This is a genomic window from Nonomuraea harbinensis (assembly GCF_019396385.1).
GTDB classification, from domain to species: domain Bacteria; phylum Actinomycetota; class Actinomycetes; order Streptosporangiales; family Streptosporangiaceae; genus Nonomuraea; species Nonomuraea ferruginea.
Window position 1 is genome coordinate 58,335 of sequence record NZ_JAHKRN010000010.1, and the last position, 25,637, is coordinate 83,971.

At 71.8% G+C, this 25,637-nt stretch carries 28 protein-coding genes; 11 read left to right on the forward strand and 17 right to left on the reverse strand.

Annotated elements, in window-relative coordinates:
* Nucleotides 1-16: 16 nt before the first annotated feature.
* From KME79_RS13155 to ctaC, 3 genes are read right to left on the reverse strand one after another with little or no spacing between them, the layout of a single operon-like run.
* Nucleotides 17-430: a cytochrome c oxidase subunit 4 gene (locus KME79_RS13155; RefSeq protein ID WP_219544673.1), complete on the reverse strand. Its 414-nt coding sequence runs from the start codon at nucleotides 428-430 to the stop codon at nucleotides 17-19.
* Nucleotides 427-2,103, reverse strand: coding sequence for an aa3-type cytochrome oxidase subunit I (ctaD, locus tag KME79_RS13160; protein WP_219544674.1), 1,677 nt, complete (start codon nucleotides 2,101-2,103; stop codon nucleotides 427-429). Before ctaD ends, KME79_RS13155 begins: the two co-directional genes overlap by 4 nt.
* Nucleotides 2,100-2,867, reverse strand: a complete 768-nt coding sequence (gene ctaC / locus KME79_RS13165; protein WP_246639776.1) for an aa3-type cytochrome oxidase subunit II — start codon at nucleotides 2,865-2,867, stop codon at nucleotides 2,100-2,102. The genes ctaD and ctaC overlap by 4 nt, the downstream gene beginning before the upstream one ends.
* A gap of 216 nt (nucleotides 2,868-3,083) precedes the next feature.
* On the opposite strand from ctaC, the gene KME79_RS13170 reads away from it, so the two are divergent.
* The 3 genes from KME79_RS13170 (at nucleotide 3,084) to KME79_RS13180 (ending at nucleotide 4,939) form a co-directional block, all read left to right on the forward strand.
* Nucleotides 3,084-4,217 (forward strand): cysteine desulfurase family protein, encoded by a 1,134-nt coding sequence (locus tag KME79_RS13170; RefSeq protein WP_308248896.1) that lies wholly within the window; start codon nucleotides 3,084-3,086, stop codon nucleotides 4,215-4,217.
* The gene (locus KME79_RS13175) at nucleotides 4,214-4,459 is read left to right on the forward strand and encodes a sulfurtransferase TusA family protein (protein WP_148032816.1); all 246 of its coding nucleotides are present in this window, start codon (nucleotides 4,214-4,216) and stop codon (nucleotides 4,457-4,459) included. Before KME79_RS13170 ends, KME79_RS13175 begins: the two co-directional genes overlap by 4 nt.
* Nucleotides 4,460-4,522: 63 nt before the next feature.
* Nucleotides 4,523-4,939 (forward strand): CBS domain-containing protein, encoded by a 417-nt coding sequence (locus tag KME79_RS13180; protein ID WP_219544676.1) that lies wholly within the window; start codon nucleotides 4,523-4,525, stop codon nucleotides 4,937-4,939.
* 52 nt (nucleotides 4,940-4,991) lie between these two features.
* Here KME79_RS13180 and KME79_RS13185 read toward each other — a convergent pair whose 3' ends face one another.
* Nucleotides 4,992-5,978 (reverse strand): carbohydrate kinase family protein, encoded by a 987-nt coding sequence (locus tag KME79_RS13185; RefSeq protein WP_219544677.1) that lies wholly within the window; start codon nucleotides 5,976-5,978, stop codon nucleotides 4,992-4,994.
* A 116-nt stretch (nucleotides 5,979-6,094) separates the two neighbouring features.
* Nucleotides 6,095-6,448 carry an iron-sulfur cluster insertion protein ErpA gene (gene erpA / locus KME79_RS13190; protein ID WP_148032819.1) on the reverse strand — a complete coding sequence of 118 codons (354 nt, stop codon included), beginning with the start codon at nucleotides 6,446-6,448 and terminating at the stop codon, nucleotides 6,095-6,097.
* A 159-nt stretch (nucleotides 6,449-6,607) separates the two neighbouring features.
* Between erpA and nadA the strand changes: the two genes are divergently transcribed.
* The gene (nadA, locus tag KME79_RS13195; protein ID WP_148032820.1) at nucleotides 6,608-7,759 is read left to right on the forward strand and encodes a quinolinate synthase NadA; all 1,152 of its coding nucleotides are present in this window, start codon (nucleotides 6,608-6,610) and stop codon (nucleotides 7,757-7,759) included.
* On the opposite strand, the gene KME79_RS13200 is transcribed toward nadA, so the two are convergent.
* From KME79_RS13200 to KME79_RS13230, 7 genes are all read right to left on the reverse strand, one after another.
* Nucleotides 7,756-8,367 (reverse strand): SIMPL domain-containing protein, encoded by a 612-nt coding sequence (locus tag KME79_RS13200; protein ID WP_261808685.1) that lies wholly within the window; start codon nucleotides 8,365-8,367, stop codon nucleotides 7,756-7,758. The two genes, nadA and KME79_RS13200, sit on opposite strands and share 4 nt — an antisense overlap.
* Before the next feature lie 16 nt (nucleotides 8,368-8,383).
* The gene (locus tag KME79_RS46275) at nucleotides 8,384-10,591 is read right to left on the reverse strand and encodes a serine/threonine-protein kinase (protein WP_219544678.1); all 2,208 of its coding nucleotides are present in this window, start codon (nucleotides 10,589-10,591) and stop codon (nucleotides 8,384-8,386) included.
* Nucleotides 10,592-10,714: 123 nt separating this feature from the next.
* Complete coding sequence (locus KME79_RS13210; RefSeq protein WP_219544679.1) at nucleotides 10,715-12,079, reverse strand: alpha/beta fold hydrolase; 1,365 nt, start codon at nucleotides 12,077-12,079, stop codon at nucleotides 10,715-10,717.
* Nucleotides 12,080-12,120: 41 nt separating this feature from the next.
* Nucleotides 12,121-12,678 (reverse strand): PspA-associated protein PspAB, encoded by a 558-nt coding sequence (pspAB, locus tag KME79_RS13215; protein ID WP_219544680.1) that lies wholly within the window; start codon nucleotides 12,676-12,678, stop codon nucleotides 12,121-12,123.
* Between the two features lie 5 nt (nucleotides 12,679-12,683).
* A complete protein-coding gene (gene htpX / locus KME79_RS13220; RefSeq protein ID WP_148032824.1) occupies nucleotides 12,684-13,583 on the reverse strand; it encodes a zinc metalloprotease HtpX in 900 nt (299 codons plus the stop codon).
* A 4-nt stretch (nucleotides 13,584-13,587) separates the two neighbouring features.
* On the reverse strand, nucleotides 13,588-13,866 hold the full coding sequence (gene pspAA, locus KME79_RS13225) for a PspA-associated protein PspAA (RefSeq protein WP_148032825.1): 279 nt from the start codon (nucleotides 13,864-13,866) through the stop codon (nucleotides 13,588-13,590).
* The gene (locus tag KME79_RS13230) at nucleotides 13,863-14,684 is read right to left on the reverse strand and encodes a PspA/IM30 family protein (protein ID WP_148032826.1); all 822 of its coding nucleotides are present in this window, start codon (nucleotides 14,682-14,684) and stop codon (nucleotides 13,863-13,865) included. The genes pspAA and KME79_RS13230 overlap by 4 nt, the downstream gene beginning before the upstream one ends.
* 151 nt (nucleotides 14,685-14,835) lie before the next feature.
* Between KME79_RS13230 and KME79_RS13235 the strand changes: the two genes are divergently transcribed.
* Together KME79_RS13235 and KME79_RS13240 are read left to right on the forward strand one after the other, a co-directional pair.
* Nucleotides 14,836-15,420 (forward strand): DUF3043 domain-containing protein, encoded by a 585-nt coding sequence (locus tag KME79_RS13235; protein ID WP_308248897.1) that lies wholly within the window; start codon nucleotides 14,836-14,838, stop codon nucleotides 15,418-15,420.
* Between the two features lie 82 nt (nucleotides 15,421-15,502).
* A complete protein-coding gene (locus KME79_RS13240) occupies nucleotides 15,503-16,504 on the forward strand; it encodes an aldo/keto reductase family protein (RefSeq protein WP_219544681.1) in 1,002 nt (333 codons plus the stop codon).
* Between the two features lie 55 nt (nucleotides 16,505-16,559).
* Here KME79_RS13240 and KME79_RS13245 read toward each other — a convergent pair whose 3' ends face one another.
* Nucleotides 16,560-16,766 (reverse strand): hypothetical protein, encoded by a 207-nt coding sequence (locus KME79_RS13245; RefSeq protein ID WP_148032828.1) that lies wholly within the window; start codon nucleotides 16,764-16,766, stop codon nucleotides 16,560-16,562.
* Nucleotides 16,767-16,923: 157 nt separating this feature from the next.
* Here KME79_RS13245 and KME79_RS13250 point away from each other — a divergent pair, with 157 nt between their 5' ends.
* On the forward strand, nucleotides 16,924-18,003 hold the full coding sequence (locus tag KME79_RS13250; protein ID WP_219544682.1) for a bifunctional adenosylcobinamide kinase/adenosylcobinamide-phosphate guanylyltransferase: 1,080 nt from the start codon (nucleotides 16,924-16,926) through the stop codon (nucleotides 18,001-18,003).
* Nucleotides 18,004-18,018: 15 nt separating this feature from the next.
* Here the strand turns inward: KME79_RS13250 and KME79_RS13255 are convergent, their stop codons facing one another.
* On the reverse strand, nucleotides 18,019-18,816 hold the full coding sequence (locus KME79_RS13255; protein WP_148032830.1) for an ABC transporter ATP-binding protein: 798 nt from the start codon (nucleotides 18,814-18,816) through the stop codon (nucleotides 18,019-18,021).
* 67 nt (nucleotides 18,817-18,883) lie between these two features.
* Between KME79_RS13255 and KME79_RS13260 the strand changes: the two genes are divergently transcribed.
* Together KME79_RS13260 and KME79_RS13265 are read left to right on the forward strand one after the other, a co-directional pair.
* Nucleotides 18,884-19,606, forward strand: coding sequence for an aminoglycoside 3'-phosphotransferase (locus KME79_RS13260; RefSeq protein WP_219544683.1), 723 nt, complete (start codon nucleotides 18,884-18,886; stop codon nucleotides 19,604-19,606).
* Entirely contained in the window at nucleotides 19,603-20,436 is an 834-nt protein-coding gene (locus KME79_RS13265) for an adenosylcobinamide-GDP ribazoletransferase (RefSeq protein WP_246639778.1), read from the forward strand. Before KME79_RS13260 ends, KME79_RS13265 begins: the two co-directional genes overlap by 4 nt.
* Here the strand turns inward: KME79_RS13265 and KME79_RS13270 are convergent.
* Genes KME79_RS13270 through KME79_RS13280 form a run of 3 tightly spaced genes read right to left on the reverse strand, consistent with a single transcriptional unit; the run spans nucleotide 20,418 to nucleotide 22,632 of the window.
* Complete coding sequence (locus tag KME79_RS13270; protein ID WP_219544684.1) at nucleotides 20,418-21,329, reverse strand: CPBP family intramembrane glutamic endopeptidase; 912 nt, start codon at nucleotides 21,327-21,329, stop codon at nucleotides 20,418-20,420. The genes KME79_RS13265 and KME79_RS13270 overlap by 19 nt on opposite strands.
* Nucleotides 21,326-22,288 carry a hypothetical protein gene (locus tag KME79_RS13275; protein ID WP_219544685.1) on the reverse strand — a complete coding sequence of 321 codons (963 nt, stop codon included), beginning with the start codon at nucleotides 22,286-22,288 and terminating at the stop codon, nucleotides 21,326-21,328. Before KME79_RS13275 ends, KME79_RS13270 begins: the two co-directional genes overlap by 4 nt.
* Nucleotides 22,285-22,632 carry a GntR family transcriptional regulator gene (locus tag KME79_RS13280; protein ID WP_187281263.1) on the reverse strand — a complete coding sequence of 116 codons (348 nt, stop codon included), beginning with the start codon at nucleotides 22,630-22,632 and terminating at the stop codon, nucleotides 22,285-22,287. The genes KME79_RS13275 and KME79_RS13280 overlap by 4 nt, the downstream gene beginning before the upstream one ends.
* A gap of 104 nt (nucleotides 22,633-22,736) precedes the next feature.
* Here KME79_RS13280 and KME79_RS13285 point away from each other — a divergent pair, with 104 nt between their 5' ends.
* Together KME79_RS13285 and lpdA are read left to right on the forward strand one after the other, a co-directional pair.
* Nucleotides 22,737-24,215 (forward strand): leucyl aminopeptidase, encoded by a 1,479-nt coding sequence (locus KME79_RS13285; protein WP_308248898.1) that lies wholly within the window; start codon nucleotides 22,737-22,739, stop codon nucleotides 24,213-24,215.
* Nucleotides 24,216-24,257: 42 nt separating this feature from the next.
* A complete protein-coding gene (gene lpdA / locus KME79_RS13290; RefSeq protein ID WP_219544687.1) occupies nucleotides 24,258-25,622 on the forward strand; it encodes a dihydrolipoyl dehydrogenase in 1,365 nt (454 codons plus the stop codon).
* Nucleotides 25,623-25,637 lie beyond the last annotated feature (15 nt).

Sequence of the window (25,637 nt, forward strand, 5' to 3'; positions counted from 1 at the left end):
GCTCGTGGACGAGGGGTCAGTGCGAGAAGTGGCCCCGGTAGTACTGGAACACGAACCCGATCATGGCCATGATCACCAGGAACACGCCCATGATGAACATCCACAGGCCGATGACGAACCCGGCGAAGGTGAAGGCGGCGGCCAGGCAGACGAACAGCGGCCACCAGCTGCTGGGGCTGAAGAAGCCGATCTCACCGGCGCCGTCGCTGATGTCGGCCTGCTTGTTGTCCTCCGGCTGGGCGCCGATGCGCCGCGCGGTGAACATCAGGTAGTAGCCGATCATGAACGCGAAGCCGACCGAGACGGCCATGGCGGTGGTGCCGACCGGCTCACCGACCCCCGTCGCCGCCTTGGTCCAGAACCAGTAGGCGACGGTCACGCCGGCGAAGAACACGCCGCACAGCAGGAACAGCCAACCTTGGACCTTCATCGGGCCTCCACCTCCGGCGCGGGCTTGGCGGACAGGTGCGGGTACTTGAGGTCGAACGCGGGACGCTCGGACCGGATGGGAGGCAGCTTGGTGAAGTTGTGCCGCGGCGGCGGGCAGGAGGTCGCCCACTCGAGCGAGCCGCCGTAACCCCACGGGTCGTCGACGGTGACCTTGGGCGCGGTGCGCCAGGTCTTCCAGACGTTGTAGAAGAACGGCAGCGTGGAGGCCCCGAGCACGAACGCGCCCACGGACGAGATCATGTTGAGGTCGGTGAAGCCGTCGGCGGCCCCGTAGTCGGCGTAGCGGCGCGGGAAGCCGAGCATGCCCAGCCAGTGCTGCACCAGGAACGTCGCGTGGAAGCCGATGAACAGCAGCCAGAACTGCACCTTGCCGAGCCTGTCGTCGAGCATCTTGCCGGTGAGCTTGGGCCACCAGAAGAAGAACCCGGCGAACATCGCGAACACCACGGTGCCGAAGACCACGTAGTGGAAGTGGGCGACGACGAAGTAGGTGTCGCTGATGTGGAAGTCGAGCGGCGGCGAGGCCAGGATGACACCGGTCAGACCACCGAGCAGGAACGTCACCAGGAAGCCGATCGAGTAGAGCATCGGCGACTCGAAGCTCAGGTGACCGCGCCACATCGTGCCGACCCAGTTGAAGAACTTCACACCGGTGGGCACCGCGATGAGGAACGTCATGAACGAGAAGAACGGCAACAGCACTTGACCGGTCGGGAACATGTGGTGCGCCCACACGGTCATCGACAGGCCGGCGATGGAGATCGTCGCGCCCACGAGGCTGATGTATCCGAAGATCGGCTTACGGCTGAAGACCGGCAGGATCTCGGTGATGATGCCGAAGAACGGCAGCGCGATGATGTAGACCTCTGGATGGCCGAAGAACCAGAAGAGGTGCTGCCACAGCATCGGCCCGCCGACCTCGGAGCTGAAGATGTGCGTGCCGAACTTGCGGTCGGACTCCAGCGCGAGCAGCGCGGCGGCCAGCACCGGGAAGGCCATCAGCACGAGCATGCTGGTCAGCAGGATGTTCCAGGTGAAGATCGGCATCCGGAACATGGTCATGCCGGGCGCGCGCATGCAGATGATCGTGGTGATGAAGTTGACCGCGCCGAGGATCGTCGCCAGACCCGACATCGTCAGGCCCATGATCCACAGGTCGCCGCCGATGCCGGGCGAGTAGACCGCGTTGGACAGCGGCGCGTACCCGAACCAGCCGAAGGACGCCGCGCCGCCCGGGGTGAGGAAGCCCGAGACCGCGATGAGGCTGCCGAACAGGTAGAGCCAGTAGCTCACCATGTTGAGCCGCGGGAACGCCACGTCGGGGGCGCCGATCTGCAGCGGCATGACCGCGTTCGCGAAGGCCGCGAACAGCGGCGTCGCGAACATCAGCAGCATGATCGTGCCGTGCATGGTGAACAGCTGGTTGAACTGCTCGTTGCTGGTGAACTGCAGCCCCGGCTGGGCCAGCTCGGCCCTCATGACCAGCGCCATGATGCCGCCGACCAGGAAGAACATGAACGAGGTGATCAGATAGAGGTTGCCGATCACCTTGTGGTCCGTGGAGGACAGCCACTTGGCGATGATCCGGCCCTTGGAGGTGGGCCGGCGCACCGGCGGGGCCGGGGTGGTGATCGGCTCTTGGATGGCGGTCACTGGGCACTCCCCGCCTGGTTGGACGCGACGTACTGGTCGAACTCCTGCTGCGTCACGAGCTTGATCGAGAAGAGCATGCGGCTGTGGTCGACGCCGCACAGCTCGGCGCACCGGCCGGCGTAGACGCCGGGCTTGCTGAGGGTGGTCACCTCGAACTTGCGCCCGGGGTTGTCATCGGGGATGCCGGGGATGATGTCCCGCTTGAACAAGAAGTCGGGCACCCAGAAGGAGTGGATCACATCATCGGTGAAGAGGTCGAACTCCACCTTCTTGTCCACGGGCAGCACGAGCTGCGGACCCTGCTGGTAGTCGCTCACCGGCATGCCGCTCACCGGCTCGGTCGTCTTGCCGTCGGCCGTCGTGGTGGTGAAACGCCAGCTCCACTGGAACGCCTCCACCTTGACCTTCACGTCGGCGTCGCCCGTCACCCGGCTCAGCTCCTCGCTGTCACGGGCGGTGAAGAAGAAGAACACCGACACCATGACGAGCGGCACCAGGGTGTAGAGCATCTCGATCGGCAGGTTGTAGCGAACCTGCGGCGGGAGATCAGCCTTGGCCCTGCGCCTGGTGTGGAAAAGACAGGCCCAGACGATGAGGCCGATGACCACTCCGCCGGTGGCGAGCGCGGCGATCCACGCTCCGTTCCACAGGGCCGTGACGGTCTCACCCTGCTGGGTGATGGCGTCCGGCAGCAGCCCGTTGGACCACTTTGCCTCGGGAACGTCATTTGCACACGCCGTAGCGGAGGCCAGTAGCAACGCCAAAGCGGCGGCGCGCGGCACTCTACGCCGGGCCAACGAACGCCGCGTCGAACGGCGGGTCGGACTCACGGATCGCCTACCCCACAGATGAAGCCCAGGAGTCTCTCCCGGGCGCTCGTATTTCCTGATGCACAGCTGATTGCAGACACATTAGCGCGCAAGTGCCCCGCCCTTCCGCGCGCCCCCTCGATGGCGTGCCATGAGTGGGATCATAGAAGCGTGGCGTACTTCGACGCGGCCTCCACCGAGCCGCTGCATCCCCAGGCACGTGAAGCGCTGCTGGCGGCCATCGACGTCGGCTGGGCCGATCCCGCGCGGCTCTACAACCAGGCCCGCCGTGCCCACCTGCTGCTGGAGCAGGCCCGCACGGAGGTGGCCGAGGCGCTGGGCGCGCGGCCCGACGAGGTGACGTTCACCTCCTCCGGCACGCAGGCCGTGCATCTCGGTCTGCTCGGCACCCTACAGGGCAGGCGGCGGGCGGGCCGCCATCTGGTGACCTCCGCCGTCGAGCATTCCAGCGTGCTGCACGCGGCCCGCCTGCACGAACGCGACGGCGGCAGCGCCGAGCTCGTCGGCGTCGACCGGCTGGGGCGGGTCGACCTTTCGGCCTTCACCGAGGCGGTGGCGCGCCCCGACACGGCCCTGGCCTGCCTGCAGACGGCCAACCACGAGGTCGGCACGGTCCAGCCGGTGGCCGAGGCCGCCGCGGCCTGCCGGCGCCACGGGGTGCCGCTGCTGGTGGACGCGGCGCAGACGGCCGGCCGGATGCCGCTGCCCGAGGGCTGGTCGGTGCTGACGGCCAGCGCACACAAGTGGGGCGGCCCGCCCGGCGTCGGCGTGCTGGCGGTCAGGAAGGGCACCCGGTTCCGCTCGTTCCTGCCGGAGGACGAGCGCGAGCGCAGGCGCGTGCCGGGGTTCGAGAACGTGCCGGGCATCGTGGCGGCGGCCGCCGCGCTGCGCGCGATGACGGCCGACGCCGCCCGGGAACGCTCCAGGCTGTCCGCGCTGGTCGGCAAGATCAGGGAGACGGTGCCGAAGGTGGTGCCGGACGTGGAGGTGATCGGCGACCCGGACGACCGGGCCCCGCACATCGTCACGTTCTCCTGTCTGTACGTCGACGGCGAGGCGCTGCTCACCGAGCTCGACAAGGCCGGATTCGCGGTCTCGTCCGGGAGTTCCTGCACGGCTAGTACGCTTCGTCCATCGCACGTCCTGGAAGCGATGGGCGTGCTCACGCATGGGAATGTCCGGGTGTCACTGCCCAGGGGCGCTTCCGCGGCCGAGGTCGACAGGTTCCTCACCGTGCTGCCCGAGCTGGTGCACCGGATCCGCCAGGACGCAGGAGTCGCATGACCGAGGCCACTCAGCCGGCATTGACGATCGACGCACTGGGGAAGAAGTGCCCCATCCCGATCATCATGCTCGCCGAGCAGATCAACTACGTCCCGCTCAACGCCGTGGTGGCCGTGCTGGCCGACGACCCGGCCGCCTTCACCGACGTGCCGGCCTGGTGCCGGCTCAAGTCCCACCGCCATGTGGGCTCTTACGAGCTGCCCCAGGGGGGCTGGGCGATCCACGTGCGGCGCAACTACTGAGCCGCCCTGTACGGGGTAGCGGCCCCTTGGAGAGGAAGCAGCACTTCTTCGAGGGGGAGAGACATGAGCGGCACCGCCGGCGACCTGATGAGCCAAGGGGTCGAGTGCATCCAGTCACACGAGACGCTCGACCGGGCCGCGCAGCTCATGCGCGAGCTCGGGGTGGGCGCGCTGCCGGTATGCCTGGACGATCGGGTGACCGGCATCATCACCGACCGCGACATCGTGGTGGAGTGCGTGGCCACCGGCCACGACCCGTCCCGCGTGCGGGCCGGGGACCTGGCGACCGGGCTGGTGTGGGTGCCGGCCGACGCGACGGTCGAGGAGGCTCTGGCGCGCATGGAGGAGCACCAGATCAGGCGGCTCCCGGTGATGCGCGACCACCGCATGGTCGGCATGATCAGCGAAGCCGACCTGGCCCGCCACCTGCCCGACGACCAGCTCGCCGAGTTCGTCCACCGGGTCTACGCGGGGACCTGACCGTACGGAAGGACACCGCGCCCCCGCCGCCCGCGGCGGGGGCGCGCCCGTGTCAGGGGTGGTAGCAGCGGATGTGCGGGGCGATCTCGGCGGCGGCGTCGGTGCCGTAGGCCTCGGTGAAACGGTCCAGGAAGACCTTCTGGCCGAGTTCGTACTCCTGGCCGCCGACGCGCTCCAGCACGTGGGTGGCCGTCAGGTTGCCGATCTGGCCGCACCTCTCCAGCGGCAGCCCCCAGGCCAGACCCGCCAGGAACCCCGCGCGGAAGGCGTCGCCGACGCCCGTCGGGTCGACCTTGCCCCGCTCGGGGGCGGGGGCGACGTGGATGGAGGGCTCGCCCTCGCGGTCGATGACCGCGCCCTTGGGGCCGAGCGTGGTGACGCGGACGCCGACCCTGCTCAGCACCTCCTCGTCGGACCAGCCCGTCTTCTGCTCGATCAGGCCCTTCTCGTAGTCGTTGGAGAAGAGGTAGGCGGCGCCGTCGACGAGCTGGCGGATCTGCTCGTCGGCCATGCGGGCGAGCTGCTGGGAGATGTCGGCGGCGAACGGGATGCCGCGGTGGCGGCACTCGTCGGTGTGGCGGAGCATGCCGTCGGGGTCGTTGGGGCCGATGAGCACCAGGTCCAGGCCGCCCACCCGGCTGGCGACGGGCTGCAGCTCGATCAGCCGCGCCTCGGCCATCGCGCCGGTGTAGAAGGACGCGATCTGGTTGTGGTTGTCGTCGGTGGTGCACAGGAACCGCGCCGTGTGCTGCGTCTCGGAGACGTGCACCGACTCGCAGTCGACGCCGTGGCGCTCCAGCCAGGAGCGGTAGTCGGCGAAGTCGTTGCCGACCGCGCCGACCAGGAAGGGCCGCAGACCCAGGCAGGCCATGCCGAAGGCGATGTTGGCCGCACAGCCGCCACGCCGGATCTGCAGGTCGTCGACCAGGAACGACAGCGACACCCGGTCGAGCTGCTCGGCGATGAGCTGATCGCCGAAGCTGCCGGGAAAGGTCATCAGGTGGTCAGTCGCGATGGAGCCGGTGACGGCGATGCGCACGGGATTCTTCTTCCTCGTTGTCAGCAAGCCAGTTGAGCCCCACGAGGATACGCGAAGGCCCCGCCCGCACAAAGACGGATCGGGGCCCCCGGTGCCCGATCGGGCGGGCTGATCGACTAGTTGAACGAGTCGCCACAGGCACAGGAGCCGGTGGCGTTCGGGTTGTCGATGGTGAAGCCCTGCTTCTCGATGGTGTCGACGAAGTCGATGGTGGCGCCCATCAGGTAGGGAGCGCTCATCCGGTCGGTGACCACGCCCACTCCGTCGAAGTCGGTCACGACATCGCCGTCCATCGAACGGTCATCGAAGAAGAGCTGGTAACGCAGCCCGGAGCAACCACCCGGCTGCACGGCAACGCGCAGCTGCAGACCTTCTTCGCCCTGCTGCTCCAGCAGGGACTTGACCTTGGTCGCGGCCGCCTCGGTCAGGACCAGGCCCTGTGCCGTGGTCTCGCTGCTCTCAACCGTCATCTGCTGACTCCCTAACCGGGTCTGTTTCCGACGTCCTACTAATGACGCTACCAACACCGGGGGGATGCCACACATTCCCACCTCGCTCCCCCCGGGACAAATCGGTCGTACGGGTATGACATGATGTATGCGTCACTTAGACGATAAGGGGGCAGGGCGATGACCACCCAGACGGGACTTCCGCTCTTCGTGCTCGGACGGAGCGCCGATCCGCACAGCGAGAAAGGGGTCGACTGCCCCGGCGAGCTGCCACCGGCCTCAGACCCCCAGCTGGTCGAACGGGCCCGCAAGGCCAAGGAGGCGCTCGGCGACCGCCTGTTCGTGCTGGGCCACCACTACCAGCGCGACGAGGTCATCCAGTTCGCCGACGTCACCGGCGACTCGTTCAAGCTGGCGCAGCAGGCCGCCGCCCGGCCGCAGGCCGAGTACATCGTGTTCTGCGGCGTGCACTTCATGGCCGAGTCGGCCGACATCCTGACCACCGGCTCGCAGAAGGTGGTGCTGCCGGACCTGGCCGCGGGCTGCTCGATGGCCGACATGGCCACCTTCGACCAGGTCGAGGAGGCCTGGGAGGCGCTGGAGGACGCCGGGCTGGCCGGCAGCGTGGTCCCGGTCACGTACATGAACTCCAGCGCCGACATCAAGGCGTTCTGCGGGCGCAACGGCGGCGTGGTGTGCACCTCGTCCAACGCGCGCCGCGCCCTGACGTGGGCGTTCGAGCAGGGCGAGAAGGTGCTGTTCCTGCCTGACCAGCACCTCGGCCGCAACACGGCCGTGCTGGAGATGGGCCTGTCGCTCGACGACTGCGTGGTGTGGAACCCGCACCGCCCCAACGGCGGGCTGACCACCGAGCAGCTGGAGCGGGCGCGCATGATCCTGTGGCGCGGCCACTGCTCGGTGCACGGCCGCTTCACGGCCGAGTCGGTGGACGACGTGCGCGAGCGCATCCCCGGCGTGAACGTGCTGGTGCACCCGGAGTGCCGGCACGAGGTGGTGCTCAAGGCCGACCACGTGGGCTCCACCGAGCACATCATCAAGACGCTGCGCGAGGCGCCCGCCGGGTCGGCCTGGGCCATCGGCACCGAGCTCAACCTGGTCAAGCGGCTGGCCCAGATGTTCCCGGACAAGAGCGTGTCGTTCCTGGACCGTACGGTCTGCTACTGCTCGACCATGAACCGGATCGACCTGCCGCACCTGGTCTGGGCGCTGGAGTCGCTGGCGCTCGGCGACGTGGTCAACCAGATCACCGTCGACGAGGACACCGCCCACTGGGCGCGGGTCGCCCTGGACCGGATGCTCGCCCTGGCCTAGTCGCCGAAGTCGTAGCCGACCCGGACGGTGACGTGCACCGCCTGCCGTCCGGGGCTCACCGAATCCTGCGCCTCGGCCGCCATCGTGCGCGCCATGGGCCTCGGCGGCGCGCCGGACTCCTCGCTGACCGACACCACCCGGCCGAGCGGCCGCCCGGCCAGCCCGGCGTACTGCCCGGCCTTGGCCGCGGCCTGCCGGAACGCCTCGTCCCTGGCCGTCGCCAGCGCGGCGTCCGGGTCGGACACCTCGAACGCGATCCCGTTCAGCCTGGCCTCCTCCCCCACGCCGGCCACCGTGTCGATGACATGGTCGGCCCGCGCCAGGTCGCGGACCACCGCCTCCACGCCCTGCGCCGCCCGGTAGGCCGACACCTTGGGGTACGCCTCGTACTCGGGGCCGAGCGACAGCTCGGTGGTGCGCAGGTCGTGGGCCGCGACACCGGCCCCGCGAAGCGCCTCGGCCAGCCGGGCCGCGGCGGCCCTGGCCCCCGCGAACGCCTCAGCAGCCGACTGCCTGCGCACCTCGACGCCCGTGTGCAGGCGCATCACGTCCGGCACGGCGTCGGCCGCGCCCTCTCCGATCACGGTGATGTCCGCGGTGATGTCCACGAGGGCCCTCCGGCCTCTAGGGTGTTCCCCTGCTGAATCGGAATGCCATTTTGTCGAACTCCGCCCGCTTCGGGGCGGTCGCGAGCACCCTCTGTACCTTCCCCGACAGGTCGATCACCACGGCCTCGAACCCGGCGCCCTTGGCCCGCCACACGGCCAGGTGCTCGTCGTCCCACCAGCCGATCAGCCTCTCGCTGGTGAACGGCACCCGGTCGGCCTCGCCGTCGCCGCCGGTGGGGTGCGCGCAGATGGTGGCGGAGGCGGGCGCGCAGTGGGCGAGGAACCGGTCGCCGCCGGGCGACACGTCGTCGCCTTCCACCCACACCGGCTCGCCCGCCTTCGGCAGGGTGCGCAGCTTCCCGCCGTTCAGGTCGTAGAACGTCATCCGGCCGTTCACCCAGGTGCCGACCTCGTCACCGCCGGAGTTCCAGAAGAACCGCCACTCGCCCGCGCCCTTCTGCTTGATCTCGTACGTGCGCGCGGTGCCGGCGTCCACGTCGACGATGCCGTACCCGTACTCGACGCTCTCGGAGTCGGTGGCCCGGTACAGGGTGACCAGGGCGAGCTTCCCGTCGGGCGACCAGCGCGGGGTGGTGGGGAAGATCGGGGCGTCGCTGACCTCGATGGCGCGCCTGTCCCCGGTGCGGTGGTCGATGACCGACAGCAGCGCCTTGCGGCCGGTGCTGTAGTCGACGTCGGTGCCGAGCGCCCGGCTGCCGTCGTGGTTGAGCACGTACTCGAAGTAGCGCGAGTCGCGGCCGAACCGGTCGGTGCCGGGCTGCCTGACGTAGAGCTTCTTGCCGCTCTCCGTGGTGTACGAGGCCAGCTTGATGGGGTCGGAGGAGCGCTCCTCCAGCTCGACGGAGGTCTCGGCGAGCCGGATCGTCCTGGCCTCCGGCGTGGGGGTCGGCGTGGGCTTGGGGGTGGGCGCCGCGCTGGTGGCGGCCTGCGTGGGGGACGGCGTGGGCCTCGCGTCGGGCAGGGCCAGCCTGCTCACCACGAAGGCGCCGGCGGCCACGAGCACGACCGTGGCCACGGCGGCGCCCGCCACGATCCATCCGGTCCCGCGCCCCTTGCCCGGGCGCATGGGGGGAGGATACGGCCCGTGCCCGTACGGCCCGTGCGGCCCGTGCGGCCCGTACGGCGCCTGGCCGGGGCCGGTGGGGCGCGGCGCGTGGCCGGGCCCGGCCGCGGCGGCGCTCCCCTGCCACAGCAGCCCCGCCGCGTCCGCCCCGTACCCGCCCTGATACGGACCTGGAGCGCCGCTCCCGGAGAACCCGCCGGGCACACCGGCGCCGCCCGGTAAGGAGCCGGCGGGCATGCCGGGACCACCCGGGTACGGGCCCGAACCCCCGGCCGCTCCCGGAGCGGAGAAGCCGCCCATGACACCCGCGCCACCCGGGAAGGACCCGGCAGGCGTCCCCGGACCCGCGGGGTTCGCCCACGGGGCGTCCTGCGACTGCCCCAGGAGGCGCATCAGCGCCTGCTGGGCGGTGGGCCGCCTGGACGGGTCCTTGGCCAGGCAGTCGGCCGCCAGCGAACGCAGCGCCGGGTCGGCGATGACGCCGACGTCCGCATCGGTGTTCATGATCCGGTTCACCACCGCGGGGACGCTGTCCTGGCCGAACGGCGCCTGCCCGGAGGCCGCGTACAGCAGCGTGCAGGCCCAGGCGAACATGTCCGCCGCCGCTCCCGGGCTCCCGGCGCTGAACTGCTCCGGCGCCATGAACGACGGCGTCCCGATCGCGCTGGCCGTGAGCGTGGAGGTCAGGTCGAGCGCCTTCGCGATGCCGAAGTCGATCACCCGGGGCCCGTCGGAGGCCAGCACCACGTTGGACGGCTTGAAGTCCCGGTGCACGATCCCGGCCTGGTGGATGGCCACCAGCGCGGTGACGGTGCCGATGGCGAGCCGGTGCAGCGAGGTGCCGGACCGCGGCCCCTCGGTCCGCACCACGTCGGCCAGCGTGGGGCCGTCGATGTACTCGCTGACGATGTACGGGCGCCCGTTGACCAGCCCCGTCTCGATCATCTGGGCGGTGCAGAACGGCGACACCCGCCGGGCCAGCTCGACCTCGCGGACGAACCGTACCGACGCCTCCTCGTCCCCGGCCAGGTCGGTGCGGAGCAGTTTGACCGCCACCCTGGCTCCGTCGGGGGCGGTCGCGAGGAAGACGAGGCCCTGCCCGCCTTCACCGATCCGTCCGGCCAGCGTGTACGCCCCCACCGAGGCAGGGTCCCCTGGGCGCAGAGGCGCGAGGTCCGGCACGATATTCCCCACATGTGGCCTACGTCATGACTTCTGGACATTGTCGCGGCTCGCGGCGGTCCGCGTCACCTTTTCACGCCGTCAGACCGCGTCGGCGATGGCGCGCAACGCGTGCGGACGCAGCCGCAGCCCCGGTGCGGACCGATGGGCGGGCAGGTGCACGAGGCGCGCGTTCAGCTGCGCGGCCAGCCGTTCCGGGCAGCCCGCGGACCTCCGCCGCGTGCGGATCACGGTCACGGGCACGGCGGGCAGGCGATGCTCGGCCCTGATCTCGCGCAGCTCGACGGCCATGTCGCGGCGGGCCAGCCACTCCCCCGCGATCGCGGCGGCCACCCGCCCGCCCCGGTAGAGCCGGTGGGTGTCGGCGCAGCCCGCGATCAGCCGGTGCGCCACCGGCCCGGCCAGGCGGGCCAGCGCGGCCGCGCCCCACGTGCCGCCCAGCGCGGGCAGCCACGCGCCGAGCGCCCGCCCGATCGAGGAGGTGCCGCGCCCCGGCGGAGGCGGGCAGGCCGGGTCCACGAGCACGAGCCGGGCCACACGCAGCGGGTGCAGCCGGGCGAACGCCTCGGCGTGCCAGGCGGCGACGGCGTGCGCGACCACCGTGACCCGTTCGGGGTGCTCAGGGGCGAGCGCGGCCAGCCGCGCCGCCTCGCCGTGCAGGGTCGGAGGTACGGGGGACGCGGGGCTCAGCCCGAGCCCCGGGCGGTCGAACCGGATGACGAGGCGGTCACGCGCCAGGTCGGCGGCGATCGCGTCCCAGTGGCACCAGGCGCCGCCCGGACCGCAGGCGATCAGCACGGCCGGGCCCGAGCCCTCACGGACGACATGCAGGGGGCCGGGCATCAGGACGGTGGCGTCCGATTCGAGCAGCCGTACGGCCACGTACACCAGCCAGACGGCGACCAGCGTGACCAGCCCCCGCTGGGCGAGCCCGGCGAGCTGGCCGGAGGCGGCCGTCACCAGGGTGAGCACGCCGGCGACGGCGGTCAGCCCGGTGAGCAGCCACGCCCCGGTGGCGCGCCAGCGGGCGCTGAGCACCGCCATGGAGACCGGCACGGCGACCGCGGCGAGCACGGCGGCGGCGACGTGCGCGCGGTGGGAGAGCGTGGCGGGGACGCAGGCCGGGTCGCTGAGCACGGCGCAGTCCATCGGGAACAGGCCGGCGAGCGCGGTCAGCAGGCCGGCCGAGGCCAGCGCGAGCCAGCCCTGCCACTCCTGGCGCACCCGGGGCGCGAGCGCCACGCCGGCCAGGCAGGCCAGCCCGGCCAGCACGTCGCTGACCCTGAACAGGCGCGTCCACTCCTGGTCGCGGGCCGCGAGCTCGCCGACGTAGCCGTGGGCCCTGTCGACCCGCGGCGTCGTCAGCTGGCCGGTGACCCACGCGCTGGACAGCAGCGCGGCCCCGATGAACGCGGACGCGGCCAGCACGCACAACCTTCGCTCCACGTGATGATTACATCACCGTGGGCGACCGGGGCCGGGAAGCGTCAGAGCCCGGGAGCGCCCCAGACCGGGAACCAGCGGCTGAGGTCCTCCTCCAGCGGCAGCTCGCCGTCGAGCACCCCGCGCGCCTGCAGCTCCAGGGCGTTGTCGCGGCGCTGTCCCGACAGCGGCGCGAACGGGTAGAAGGTGCCGCGCTTGTAGAGGTAGACGACGGCCAGCCGCCTGCCGTCGGGGTCGGCGAACGACACCAGCGAGCACAGCAGCGACGGGCCGAACCCGGCGTCCTCCAGCGAGGAGTTGACCGCGTGCAGCTCGGTGACCAGGTCGCCGACCGCGTCGGGCGTCCGGCGCACCAGCAGCCAGGTGTAGCCGTAGCTGTCGGTGAACTCCTCCACCCGGCCGCCGAGCAGCTCCTTGACGTCGCGCTCCAGGGTGGCGAAGGCGCCGCCCTCGGCCGCGCGGAACGACACCGAGCCGGTGCCGGTCGGCACCATGCCGGTCGCCGCCTGGAGGGTCACGGCCGCCGACGGCAGTGCGAACAACGCGTCGAGATCGGGTTTGACCGGCTTCGTCCGGCCCAGGATGGCATCGAGCCAACCCATCGCGCTCAGCCCCTTCCGAGTTGGTTGGAGATCTTCGCGAGCTGGTCCAGCCGTCGCTCCAGCGGCGGGTGGGTGGAGAACAGGTTGGCCAGCGTCTCCCCCTTGGCCCGGGCGGGCGCGAAGTAGAACGCGTTGAACGGCTCCGCGTCGCGCAGATCGCGGGTGGGGATCCTGGCCATGTCCCCGGAGATCTTGACCAGCGCGCTCGACAGGGCCGACGGCTGCTGGGTGAGCAGCGCGGCCGCCCGGTCGGCCGACAGTTCGCGGTAGCGCGACAGGGCTCGCGTCAGCAGGAAGCTGACCGCGTACACCACGATCGAGACGACCATGACGATCAGCCCGATGGGCAGGCCGCCCTGGCCGTTGCCGCGGCGGTTGCCGAGCCCGGTATAGAGTGCGACGCGGGTCATCAGCCCGGCCACGATGCCCAGGAACGACGCGATCGTCATCACCACCACGTCGCGGTGGGCGACGTGCGACAGCTCGTGGGCCAGCACCCCTTCGAGCTCGCGCGGCTCCAGTCTGCGCAGGATGCCGGTCGTCACGCAGACGACGGCCTTCTTGCGGTTGCGCCCGGTGGCGAACGCGTTGGGGACGTCTGACTGCGCGATCGCCACCCGGGGCTTGGGCATGTCGGCCATCGCGCACAGCCGATCGATCATGCCGTGGAGCTCGGGGGCCTCCTGGGGCGAGACCTCCCGGCCGTGCATCGCGAACAACGCGATGCGGTCGGACAGGAAGTACTGCACGAACAGCAGGACCCCCGCGATCACCAGCACGGTGACCGCCTGCGCCCCCAAGGCGATGAGGACGCCGACGAACACCACGTAGAGCAGGCCGAGAAGGAACATCGTCGCGACCATCCGGCGGGTGAGGCCGCTGTCGGGCGCGAACCTGGTCTTCATCGGCTCAGCCCGGAATCAGGCCCTGGTCTCCCAGCATCTCCCGGACCTCCTCGATAGAGGCGTCCGCGGGGGGAAGGATCAGCTCAGAAGGCTCCAGGGAGTCGTCCGGCAGGCTCTTGCCTACATGGCGCACCTTGTCGAGCAGCGCGTGCAGCTTGACGCGGAACGCCTTCTCGTCGCCCGCGTCGATGGCCGCCTCGAGCTCGCTGTCGAGGTCGTTGAGCACCGCGATGTCCTCGGGCGAGATCTCGATCTGACCCTCGCCCATAATCCTGACGATCATGCGCCCTCCCCAGGCTGACGAAGCTGCTGGGTCTGCTGGGGCTGAGCCTGCTGCTGAGGCTGAGCCTGCTGCTGCGGCGGCTGCTGGCCCTGCTCGATGGCGGACTGCGGAGCGGGGCCCTGGCCGAGCTCGGACTTCATCCTGGCCAGCTCCAGCTCGACGTCCATGCCGCCGCCCATGCGGTCGAGCTCGGCCTGGATGTCGTCGCCGCGGCTGCCGCTGTAGTCGTCGAGCGCGCCGCTGGCGAGCAGCTCGTCGATGGCGCCGGCGCGTGCCTGCATCTGGGCGGTCTTGTCCTCGGCGCGCTGGATCGCGAGGCCGACGTCGCCCATCTCCTCGGAGATGCCGGAGAAAGCCTCATTGATGCGCGTCTGCGCCTCGGCGGCGGTGTAGGTCGCCTTGATGGTCTCCTTCTTGGTGCGGAAGGAGTCGACCTTGGCCTGCAGCCGCTGCGAGGCGGTGGTCAGCTTCTCCTCCTCACCCTGCAGGTTGTCGTGCTGGACCCTGAGGTCACCGATCTGTGCCTGGAGGTTGGAGCGCCGCTGCAGCGCCTCCCTGGCGAGGTCCTCGCGCCCCACGGACAACGCCTTGCGGCCCTGCTCCTCAAGACGCTTGCTCTGCTGCTCAAGGCCATTGATCTGCAGCTCCACACGCTTGCGAGAAGTGGCGACGTCCGCCACCCCGCGACGCACCTTCTGCAGCAGCTCCAGCTGCCGCTGATAGGAGTAGTCGAGGGTCTCGCGTGGATCCTCCATCTTGTCCAAGGCCTTGTTGGCCTTGGACTTGAAGATCATTGAAAGTCTCTTCATCACGCTCATGCGCGTCGGCCGTCCCCTTCTTCGGTCGTGCTGTGGTCACCCAGTGCAGCGCAGCCGCCTTGGGATTACCCTACGCATAACGCACGAGGGCGTCACTAAGTTGCAGTCCAGGTAGGGTTGAGACGTGTTGCGACGCCGTTCCCAAACCTCCGTGGACGACTCCCCCGTCCCCTCTGACGATCCTAAGCCCCAGGGCAAGGGCCGTCCCACTCCCAAGCGCCGGGACGCCGAGAGCAGACGACGCCAGCCGGTGAGCGCGCCGAAGGACCGCAAAGAGGCCTATCGGCAGATGCGGGCCAAGCAGACCGCCGAGCGTGAGCGGGCCCGCAGGGGCATGCTCGCGGGCGACGAGCGCTACCTCCCCGCGCGCGACAAGGGCCCGGCGCGCAAGTTCGCGCGCGACTGGGTCGACTCCCGCCGGCTGCCCAGCCAGTACTTCCTGCCGTTCTCGCTGCTGATCCTGCTGGCGACCTGGGTGCCGTGGCCGCCGGCCATCCGCGTCCAGGTGCTCAACGCGGTGATCGTGGTGGGCTGGCCGGTGATGATGGTGGGCGTGGTCTTCACGTCCGTCTACGTGTCTTGGAAGGTCAAGCGCGAGGTGGCGGCGAAGCTGCCGGACGAGTCGCTGCGCGGGGTGGGCTTCTACGCCGCGATGCGCGCCCTGCAGATCCGCAGGCTGCGCTTCCCCCCGCCCACGCTGCTGCCGGGCGGCAAGCCGGTGCCGCCGAAGAAGTAGACCCGCGCGCGGAACCCCACCGCAGCACGCCTCCGCCGGACCACGGGCGGATCTTCCGGCATGAAGCCATAAGGTCTGATCCATGGAATTCCGTCACCTCGGCCGCAGCGGTCTCATGGTCAGCGAGATCAGCTACGGCAACTGGCTCACCCACGGCTCCCAGGTCGAGGAGGACGCCGCCAAGCTGTGCGTGCAGGCGGCGCTCGACGAGGGCATCACCACGTTCGACACCGCGGACGTCTACGCGGGCACCAAGGCCGAGGAGGTGCTCGGCAGGGCGCTGAAGGGCGTCCGCAGGGAGTCGCTGGAGATCTTCACCAAGGTCTACTGGCCCACCGGCAAGGGCCGCAACGACCGGGGCCTGTCGCGCAAGCACATCACCGAGTCCATCCACGCCTCGCTGCGCCGCCTGCAGACCGACTACGTGGACCTCTACCAGGCGCACCGCTTCGACTATGAGACCCCGCTGGAGGAGACGCTCAAGACCTTCGACGACCTCGTACGGCAGGGCAAGGTCCTGTACGTGGGCGTCAGCGAGTGGTCGGCGCCCCAGATCGCCGAGGCGCTGAAGATCGCCGATCAGATGGGCTTCGACCGCATCGTCTCCAACCAGCCTCAGTACTCGATGCTCTGGCGGGTCATCGAGGGCGAGATCGTGCCGCTGTGCGAGCGCGAGGGCGTCGGCCAGATCGTCTGGTCGCCTATCGCGCAGGGCGTGCTCACCGGCAAGTATCTGCCCGGCCAGGCCCCGCCCGAGGGCTCCCGGGCCACCGACCAGGCGGGCGGCGCCGGCATGATCGCCCGGTTCATGAAGGACGACGTGCTGGCGAAGGTGCAGGAGCTCAAGCCGATCGCCGCCGACCTGGGGCTGTCGATGGCACAGCTGGCCGTGGCGTGGGTGCTGCAGAACCCGAACGTGTCCAGCGCCATCGTCGGCGCCAGCCGCCCCGACCAGGTGCGCGACAACGTCAAGGCCGCGGGCGTCAAGCTCGAGGCCGAGGTGATGAAGCGCATCGACGACGTGCTCGGCTCGCTGGTCGAGCGCGACCCCGGCAAGACGGCGAGCCCGCCGAAGCGTCCCTGACGAGCGGCGACCCCTTGAGCCCCGGGCTCAAGGGGTCGTCCCGTTCACGGGGACGTCACTCCTGGCGCAGCGACAGCCCTCGGTACTCGACCCGTTCCTCTTCGAGGAGCGCCACCTGTTCGACCCCCGAGTCGAGCAGCTCACGCCAGTTCTCGCCGAGCCACGACTCGGCGTCGGCCTGGCTGGGAAAGACCTCACGGGGCAAGGGACGGTCCGTCACCTCACCGCCGTGCGCGTCCTCGTAACGCCAACGCCATGTCATGCCATTCGCTCCTTCTCCGCCGGCCCGCCGGCACACCCCCCGGCGGCATTGGAACCCTACTCCGGCCGCGGCACGTGATCGATCCCGCGCGCCCGCTCCCCTCCATGATCGGCCCCCGCCGCGCGGCCTCCTCCCCCGGGTTTGTACGCTCGGCGCGATGAGGCTTCTTCTCACCGGCACCGCGGGGGCGGGAGGCTGGCCGGAGCCGGGGTGCCCGTGCGCGTCCTGTGCTACGGCCGACCGGCCAGGCCGACGGCCGTTCGGCCTGGTCGTCGACGACGTGGTGGCGTTCCCGTGGGCGGCGGCGCCGCGCGGGTACGAGGTGCTGGCGGCCGGGCTCGGACTCGCGGGGCCGGACGGGCGGCGGGTGTTGTGCGTGCCCGCCGATCGGGAGGCGCCGCTCGACGCGGCGGTCCCGTACGACGTCGTCCTGATCGACCTCCTGGACCGCCCCGAGAGGCTCGGGGCGCTGCGGCGGTCCGGCGCGGTCACCGGCGAGACCCAGGTCGTCGCCGTCGGCCTGGACCACCGCGTCCGGTCCGAGGCCGAGCTGCGCCGGCGGCTGCTCCTGTGGGGCGCCGTCACCGTGCCGGACGGGACCGTCCTCCACGCCGGCGGGCCGCCTCCGGAGGCGACCGCGCTCACGACCGGACGACCCCCGGACGGAACCGCACGCCACCCCGGACAGCCGGGCGGCGTCGAGGGGGAGGCCGTGCCCCCGGCGCGACGGGCGCTGATCCTGGGCGGGTCGCGTTCCGGCAAGTCGGCCGAGGCCGAGCTGCGGCTGGCGGCGGAGCCGTACGTCACGTATGTCGCGACCGGCCCTTCGGCGGAGGGCGACGCGGAGTGGGCGGCCCGGGTGCGCGCCCATCGGGCGCGGCGGCCCGCGCACTGGGACACCGAGGAGACCACGGACCTGGCCGGGGCGATAAGGGCGGCCACGGCCCCGCTCCTGGTCGACGGCCTGGGCACGTGGCTGGCGGCGGTCTTCGACGAGCACGGCGCGTGGGACGGCGACCGCACGCCGGTGGACGAGCGGTGCGACGAGCTGGTGAGCGCCTGGCGGCGGGCGCCAGGGCGCGTCGTGGCGGTGTCGGACGAGGCCGGCATGGGCGTGGTACCGGCCACGGCGAGCGGCCGCGCCTTCCGTGACGCGCTCGGCCGGCTGAACGAGCGGCTGGCGGCCGAGTCGGAGGACGTCACCCTGGTCGTGGCGGGCCGGCCGCTCCCCCTCTGACGTCGGCTTCTGACGTCAGCGGACGGAGCGGGCGTACCAGCGGCCGTGCAGCCGGTCGACGTGGAGCGGGAGGCCGAAGCAGTCGGACAGGTTGGCCGGGGTGAGCACGTCGGCCACCGGACCCGCCGCCAGCACCCGCCCTTCGCGCAGCAGCAGGGCGTGGGTGGTCGTCGACGGCACCTCCTCCAGGTGGTGGGTGACCGTGACGGTGGTGAGCACCGGCCGGGTCTCCGCCAGGCCCTCGACGGCGTCGATGAGGTCCTCGCGGGCCGGCAGGTCGAGCCCGGCGAACGGCTCGTCGAGGAGCAGCACCGCCGGGTCGGCCATGAGCGCCCTGGCCACCCGGATCCGGGCCTGCTCCCCTTGCGAGCACACCCGGAACCGCCGGTCGGCGAGGTCCTTGCAGCCGAGGTCGGCGAGCAGCCGCCTGGCCCGGTCGTGCTCGGCGTCGCCGTAGCGGTCCCAGAGCGGGGCGCTGGTGCCGGTGTGGCCGGTGAGGACCACGGTGTGGGCGGTCGCGCCCTCCTCCTCCATCAGGCTCTCGTCGATCAGGTGCTGGCTGGAGGAGACCAGGCCGATGTGGCGGCGCAGCTCGCGCAGGTCGACGCGGCCGAGCCGGTGGCCGAGCACGGTCACGGCGCCCACGGTCGGGTGGCGCACGGCCGCCGCGAGCGACAGCAGCGTCGTCTTGCCCGCGCCGTTGGGGCCCAGGACCACCCAGTGGTCGCCGTAGGCCACGTGCCAGTCGACCGCGTCCAGCAGGGTCTTGCCGACGACCCGGACGCCTACGCCTTCGAGTTCAACCACGTGCATCCGGCAAGCCTATGGGACACCGGGTGACAGGCCGCCGCGATCGCCGCCACCCGTAGGATCGGTCCTCATGCGCTTCCCTGAGAACGTCTTCGATCTGGTCGGCGGCGAAGACGCGATCTGGTCGGACGACCACGCGGACCTGAGTGCCGAGACGCTGCGGGTGACGGGACCGCACGGCGAGTTCTTCATCAAGCAGGGCCCGGTGGCGGTGGCCGAGCACGAGCGGCTGCGGTGGCTCAAGCGGTGGGCGAGCGTGCCGGACGTGGTGGCGTTCGAGGGCGACGTGCTGGTGCTGGCCGAGGCGGGCTGGCGGAGCCTCGACCACAGGCCGCCGCCGGACGCCGGCACGATCATGGGCAGGGCGCTGCGCGAGCTGCACGAGATCCCGGTGGCGGAGTGCCCCTTCGACGAGCGGCTGGACGTCAAGCTGGCCAGGGCGGCCGGTCACGTGCGCGCCGGGCTGGTCGACCCCGCCCGCTTCCACGGCGACCACGCCGGCCTCACCCCCGAGCAGGTGTACGACAGGCTGCTGGCCGAGCGGCCGGCCGGCGAGGACCTGGTGGTCACGCACGGCGACTTCACCCCCGCCAACGTCCTCGCCTCCGACTCGGGCGAGGCGATCCTGGTCGACGTCGGCGAGCTCGGCGTGGCCGACCGCCACGTGGACCTGGCCGTCGCGCTGCGCGAGCTGGACGGGCGGGCCGCCGCCGACCTCCTGGCCGCGTACGGGCCCGCCGAGGTCGACGAGGCCAGGCTCTCCTACTACCGGCTGCTGGCAGAGCTGCTTTGAGCGCCGCCGGGCTGCGGCTCGCGCTCGGCACGCTCACCGTGTTCCCGGTACGGGTGACGCGGGTGGACCGCGGGGCGGCGGGCCGGGCGATGGCGCTGGCCCCGGCCGTGGGGTTGGCGCTCGGCGCGGTCGCCGGGCTGCCGCTGCTGCTGCCCGGCCCGCCGTTGCTCGGCGCGGCGCTGGCGCTCGGGCTGCTGGCGGTGCTGACGCGGGGGCTGCACCTGGACGGGCTCGCGGATCTGGCGGACGGGCTGGGCAGCGGGAAGCCCGCCGCCCAGGCGCTCGACATCATGAAAAAGTCGGACATCGGGCCGTTCGGGGTGATGGCCGTGCTGTTCACGGTCCTCGTCCAGGCGGCCGCCCTGACGGAGGCCGGGGCCGCCGGGCTGGTCACGGCGTGCGTGGCGGGCCGCCTGACGCTCGCCTGGGCCTGCCGCCCCGCCGTGCCCGCCGCCCGCCCCGACGGGCTGGGCGCGATGGTCGCGGGCACGGTACGGACCGGCGCCGCCCTCCTGGTGACCCTCGCCGCCCTGGTCGTCACGGCGGCCTTCGCCCCGGCCGCCGGGCTGGTGAGGTCGTGGACCGCGCCCGAACCGTCCGGGGCGTTCCAGAACCTGCTCCGCTACCGGGAGCAGCTGGAACCGGGGATCTGGGAGCCGTGGCCGGGGGGCCTCGGGCCGCCCGTCGCGCTGCTGGCCGGGCTGGGGCTGGCGATGCTCCTGCTCGCCCATGCCCGGCGCAGGCTCGGCGGGATCACCGGCGACGTGCTCGGCGCCCTCGTGGAGACCGCCGCCGCGGCGACCCTGGTGGTCTACGTGCTGGTCGTCTGACGCCCGGCGAGCCAGTCGGCGGACGGTGCCCGTACCGGGAAGATCCTGAGCAGGACGGCGCCGAGGATCGCGAGCAGGACCCAGCCCACGAGGCCGGTCAGCCCGGCGATCGCCAGGTTGGGCGGCTCGGCGACGTCGCCGAGGACCAGGACGATGCCCGCGGTCGCGTTGAGCGAGCCGTGCGCCACGACGGCCGGCCACACGCTGCCCGTGCGGAGCCGCAGCCATCCGAGCACCACCCCGGCCACCACGCAGAAGCCGGTGAAGTAGAGCGCGGCCCCGGCGCCCAGGTTGGGGTAGTTGTAGCCGAGCAGGGTCAGCGGCGCGTGCCACAGCCCCCAGATGGCGCCCGACAGCACCAGGCCGGCCACGACGCCGCGGGCGCCGGTGAGCCTCGGCACGAGATAGCCGCGCCAGCCCCACTCCTCGCCCAGCGAGGGGATGGCGTTGAGCAGCGGCCCCGCCACCACGCCGACGACGAGCTGGATGACGACGCCGGTGGACAGGCCGGCGGGCACGGGCACGTTCTGCGCCTCCAGCTGCGCCCGGGAGAGGCTGAGCCCGTCCAGGTCGAGGGTGAGCAGCCCGGCCGCCACGCTGAGCGCCGCCGCGAGGGCCACCAGCGCGGGCACGCCGAGCCACGCGGCGAGCACGAGCAGCAGGGTGCGGCCCTTGCGCTCGCCGAGGGTGAGCCCGGTCCCGCGCGTCCATTCGCGGAACGGCACCCGCGACGCCCGCCACGCCGCCAGCACCCCCAGCGAGGGCGTGAACATCATCAGCATGCCGAAGACCGGCATCAGCGGGTGGCCGAGACCGCCGCCCAGCCACAGGGGCAGCGCGACGAGCCAGGACAGGACGAAGGCGACGGCGAGGAAGACGGGGAGCGGCTTCACGCGGTCCTCCTCTCCGCGATGAGGGTGTTGATCAGGGAGGCGCCGCGCTCGGCGTCGTCGATGCTGATGCCCAGCTGGCCGCCGGAGCGGTAGCGCAGGACCAGGCACTCGCCGCCGCGCAGCATGATGGTGGCCCTGCCGGGCAGGCCGCGCACGCCCCACCCGCCGACCTGGCTCGGGTGGCGATCCTCGGTGTAGGCCCGGTCGATCTTGTCGAGCCTGATGCGGCGGACGGGCCAGCCGAACGGCCCGAAGGCCAGCACCAGCCCGTCCTCGCTGACCCGCGCCGTGAGCGAGGAGGCGAACAGCCCCACCGCCAGCACGATCACCAGCGCGGGCAGCACGGCGCCGAAGCTGGACAGGCGGACGACCCCGGTCACGTCCAGCGTGCCGAGCGCGAACAGCACGGCGGCCCCGGCGGCGGTGATGAGCAGCGGCCACGGGTTGCTGATCCGGCTGACCCAGACGGCCCGCTGGCCGCTGCGCAGCGTGAGCCTGGGCGGCTCCCCGTCGCCGGACAGCGGGTCGGGCTCGCCCCTGCCCAGGTAGCCGGAGAGCGCCGCGGCGGCCAGCGGCACGACGAGCACCGCGACCGCCGCCAGCGGGCTGAGCCGCGCGTCCGTCCAGGTGGGGACGTCGAGGTTGGCCAGCAGCGTCATGGCGGAGATGCTGATCGCGAACAGCGCGCCGCCGGCGAACAGCGCCCACCAGGACACGCGGCCGGACCTGCTGTCCCTGGCCCGCCGCGCGGCGGCGACCAGCCCCAGCCACAGGAAGCCCCACAGCGCCGCCTGCATGATCAGGTGGACGGGGAAGGACACGGCGTTGTCGGGGGCCATGCCGGGGCCCCAGTGGACGGCCATCGGGTCGGGCAGCCGGTCGCGCAGCGCCAGCGGCGGCCCCACCACCGCGACGGCGACGACCGCGCCCGCCGGCACGGCGATGGTGCGCAGGTTCATGCGAGCTCCTCGAGTATGGCGATCAGATCCTCCCGGCCGTATCCGTACCTCTGGGCCTCGTCCAGCAGCTCGCGGGCCCGCTCGCGGAGCAGGGTGCGCGCGTCGGCGCGGGCGGCGACGCTGACGCCGCGCCCGCGCCGGAACTCCAGCAGCCCTTCGTCGCGCAGCTCGCGCAGGGCGCGCAGCACGGTGTTGGGGTTGATGCCCAGCGCCGCCGCCAGGTCGCGGGCCGGCGGCAGCCGGTCTCCCTGGGCGTAGCGGCCCTCGCCGATGGCGCGGCGGATGGCCGCGGCCACCTGCTCGTGCAGGGGACGAGCGTCGTTGAGGTCCAACGTCAGCAACATGATGCTAATGACACTAGCACCATGTCTTCATGAAGGCGACTCACGATTCATGGGATGAACCCCTGTTTGTTAGTACTCAGAAACCCTCGATAGAGTCGGTTTACGTGACCACTGTGCGGCTGAACTCAGCAGATCCCGTATCGTTCGACACCGACGCGCTGATCGTCGGTTTCCGGTCCGGCCCCGAAGGTCCCCGCCCCGCGACGGGCGCCGATCCCCTCGAAGCGGCCTTCGGCGGCAAGCTGGCCGCCACGCTGTCCTCCCTGGGGTTCGCCGGCAAGCCCGGCGAGATCGCCAAGCTGCCGGCCTTCGGCTCCGTCGCCGCGCCGCTGCTGGTCGCGGTCGGCCTGGGCGAGTCGGCGGACCTCGAAGGGCTGCGCCGCGCCGCCGGCGCCGCCGTGCGCTCGCTGGCCGGCACCGCGCGCGCCGCGCTGGTCCTGCCGGCCGAGTCGGCCGACGAGGCCGAGGCCGTGGCGCTGGGCGGGCTGCTGGGGGCCTACGCGTTCTCGCGCTACCGCACCGGCGAGGGCCAGAAGGACCCCGTCGCCGAGCTGACCGTGCTGTCCGGCGCGCCCGGCGAGGTCGCCGCACGCGCCGCCGTCCTGGCCGAGTCCGTCGCGCTGGTGCGCGACCTGGTCAACACCCCGCCGTCCGACCTGTGGCCGGCCAAGTTCGCCGAGATCGCCGAGCAGACCGGCGGCGAGGCGGGCCTGTCCGTCGAGGTGCTCGACGACAAGCAGCTCAAGGACGGCGGCTACGGCGGCCTCATCGGCGTCGGCCAGGGCTCGGCCAACCCGCCGCGGCTGGTCCGCCTGTCCTACACGCACCCCGACGCCGACAAGACCCTGGCCTTCGTCGGCAAGGGCATCACGTTCGACTCCGGCGGCCTGTCGCTCAAGCCGTCCGCGTCCATGGACTGGATGAAGTCAGACATGGGCGGCGCGGGCGCGGTGTTCGGCGCGCTCGTCGGCATCGCGCGGCTCGGCCTGCGGGTCAACGCGATCGGCTACCTCTGCCTGGCGGAGAACCTCCCCAGCGGCACCGCGCAGCGCCCCTCCGACGTCATCCACAGCTACAGCGGCAAGACCGTCGAGGTGCTCGACACCGACGCCGAGGGCCGCCTGGTCCTCATGGACGGCATCGCCCGCGCCGCCGAGGACAACCCCGACGCGATCATCGACGTGGCGACGCTGACCGGCGCCCAGATCGTCGCGCTCGGCTGGCGCACCGCCGGCATCATGGGCAACGACGACGAGCTGCGCGACCTGGTCGTCGAGGCGGCCGGCGCCGCCGGCGAGGGCGCCTGGCCGATGCCGCTGCCCGAGGAGCTGCGCAAGGGCCTCGACTCCCCGATCGCCGACATCGCCAACCTTCAGCCGGAGCGCTGGGGCAGCATGCTCGCCGCCGGCATCTTCCTGAAGGAGTTCGTGCCCGACGGCGTGCGCTGGGCCCACATCGACATGGCCGGTCCCGCCTTCAACAAGGGCGAGCCGTACGGCTACGTCCCCAAGGGCGGCACCGGCGCCGTCACGCGCACGCTCATCGGACTGGCCGAGCGGCACGCGAGCACGGCGAACAAATGAAAAGATGAAGGCGACAAGACCACCCCGACAAGGAGCCTTCCTGTGGCCTACGACATCGTCGTCCTAGGTGGCGGCAGCGGCGGTTACGCCTGCGCGTTGCGGGCGGCCGAGCTGGGCATGTCCGTCGCGCTGATCGAGAAGGACAAGATCGGCGGCACCTGCCTCCACCGGGGGTGCATCCCCACCAAGGCCCTGCTGCACGTCGCCGAGGTGGCCGACGAGACCAGGGAGAGCGAGTCGTTCGGCGTGAAGGCTCGCTTCGACGGCATCGACGTCCCCGGCGTCCACGCGTTCAAGGACAAGATCGTCACGCGTGCCTGGAAGGGCGTGCAGGGGCTGCTCAAGGCCGCCGGCGTCACCCTGGTCGAGGGCGAGGGCCGGCTCGCGGGCGGGCGCCGCGTCCAGGTGGGCTCCGAGGTGTACGAGGGGAGCCACCTGGTGCTGGCGACCGGTTCGGCGCCCAGGTCGCTGCCCGGCCTGGAGATCGACGGCGAGCGCGTCATCACCAGCGACCACTCGCTCAGGATGGACCGGGTGCCGTCCTCGGTGGTGGTGCTGGGCGGCGGCGTCATCGGCGTCGAGCTGGCCAGCGTCTACCGCTCGTTCGGCGCCGAGGTGACCATCGTCGAGGCCCTCCCCCGTCTGCTGCCCGCCGAGGAGGAGTCCAGCTCCAAGCTGCTGGAGCGCGCTTTCCGGCGGCGCGGCATCAAGTACGAGCTCGGCGTGCGCTTCGACGCCGCCAAGACCACCGAGACCGGCGTGCTCGTCACGCTGGCCAGCGGCAAGACCCTCGACGCCGAGATCCTGCTCGTGGCGGTGGGCCGCGGCGCGGTCACGGAGGGTCTGGGCTTCGAGGAGGCCGGCGTGGCCGTCGAGCGCGGCACCGTCACCGTCGACGAGCACTGCCGCACCTCCGCGCCCGGCGTCTACGCCGTCGGCGACCTGATCGCGACCCCTCAGCTGGCCCACGCCGGGTTCGCCGAGGGCATCATGGTCGCCGAGCACATCGCCGGGCTCGGCCCGGCGCCCATCGACTACGCCGGGGTGCCGCGGATCACCTACTCCGACCCCGAGGTCGCCTCGGTCGGCATCACGTCCGCGCAGGCGGCGGAGCGCGGGATGGAGATCGTCGAGCAGGTCTACGACCTGGCGGGCAACCCCAAGAGCCAGATCCTCGGCACGGCGGGCGCGGTCAAGGTGCTCGCCCGCAAGGACGGGCCGGTCGTCGGCGTCCACATGGTGGGCCGCCGCATCGGCGAGCTCATCACCGAGGGGCAGCTCATCTACAACTGGGAGGCGCTGCCCGCGGAGGTCGCCCAGCTCGTCCACGCACACCCGACGCAGTCCGAAGCGGTCGGGGAGGCCATGCTGGCCCTGGCCGGCAAGCCGCTGCACGTACACAACTAGTCAAGCCCTCGAGAT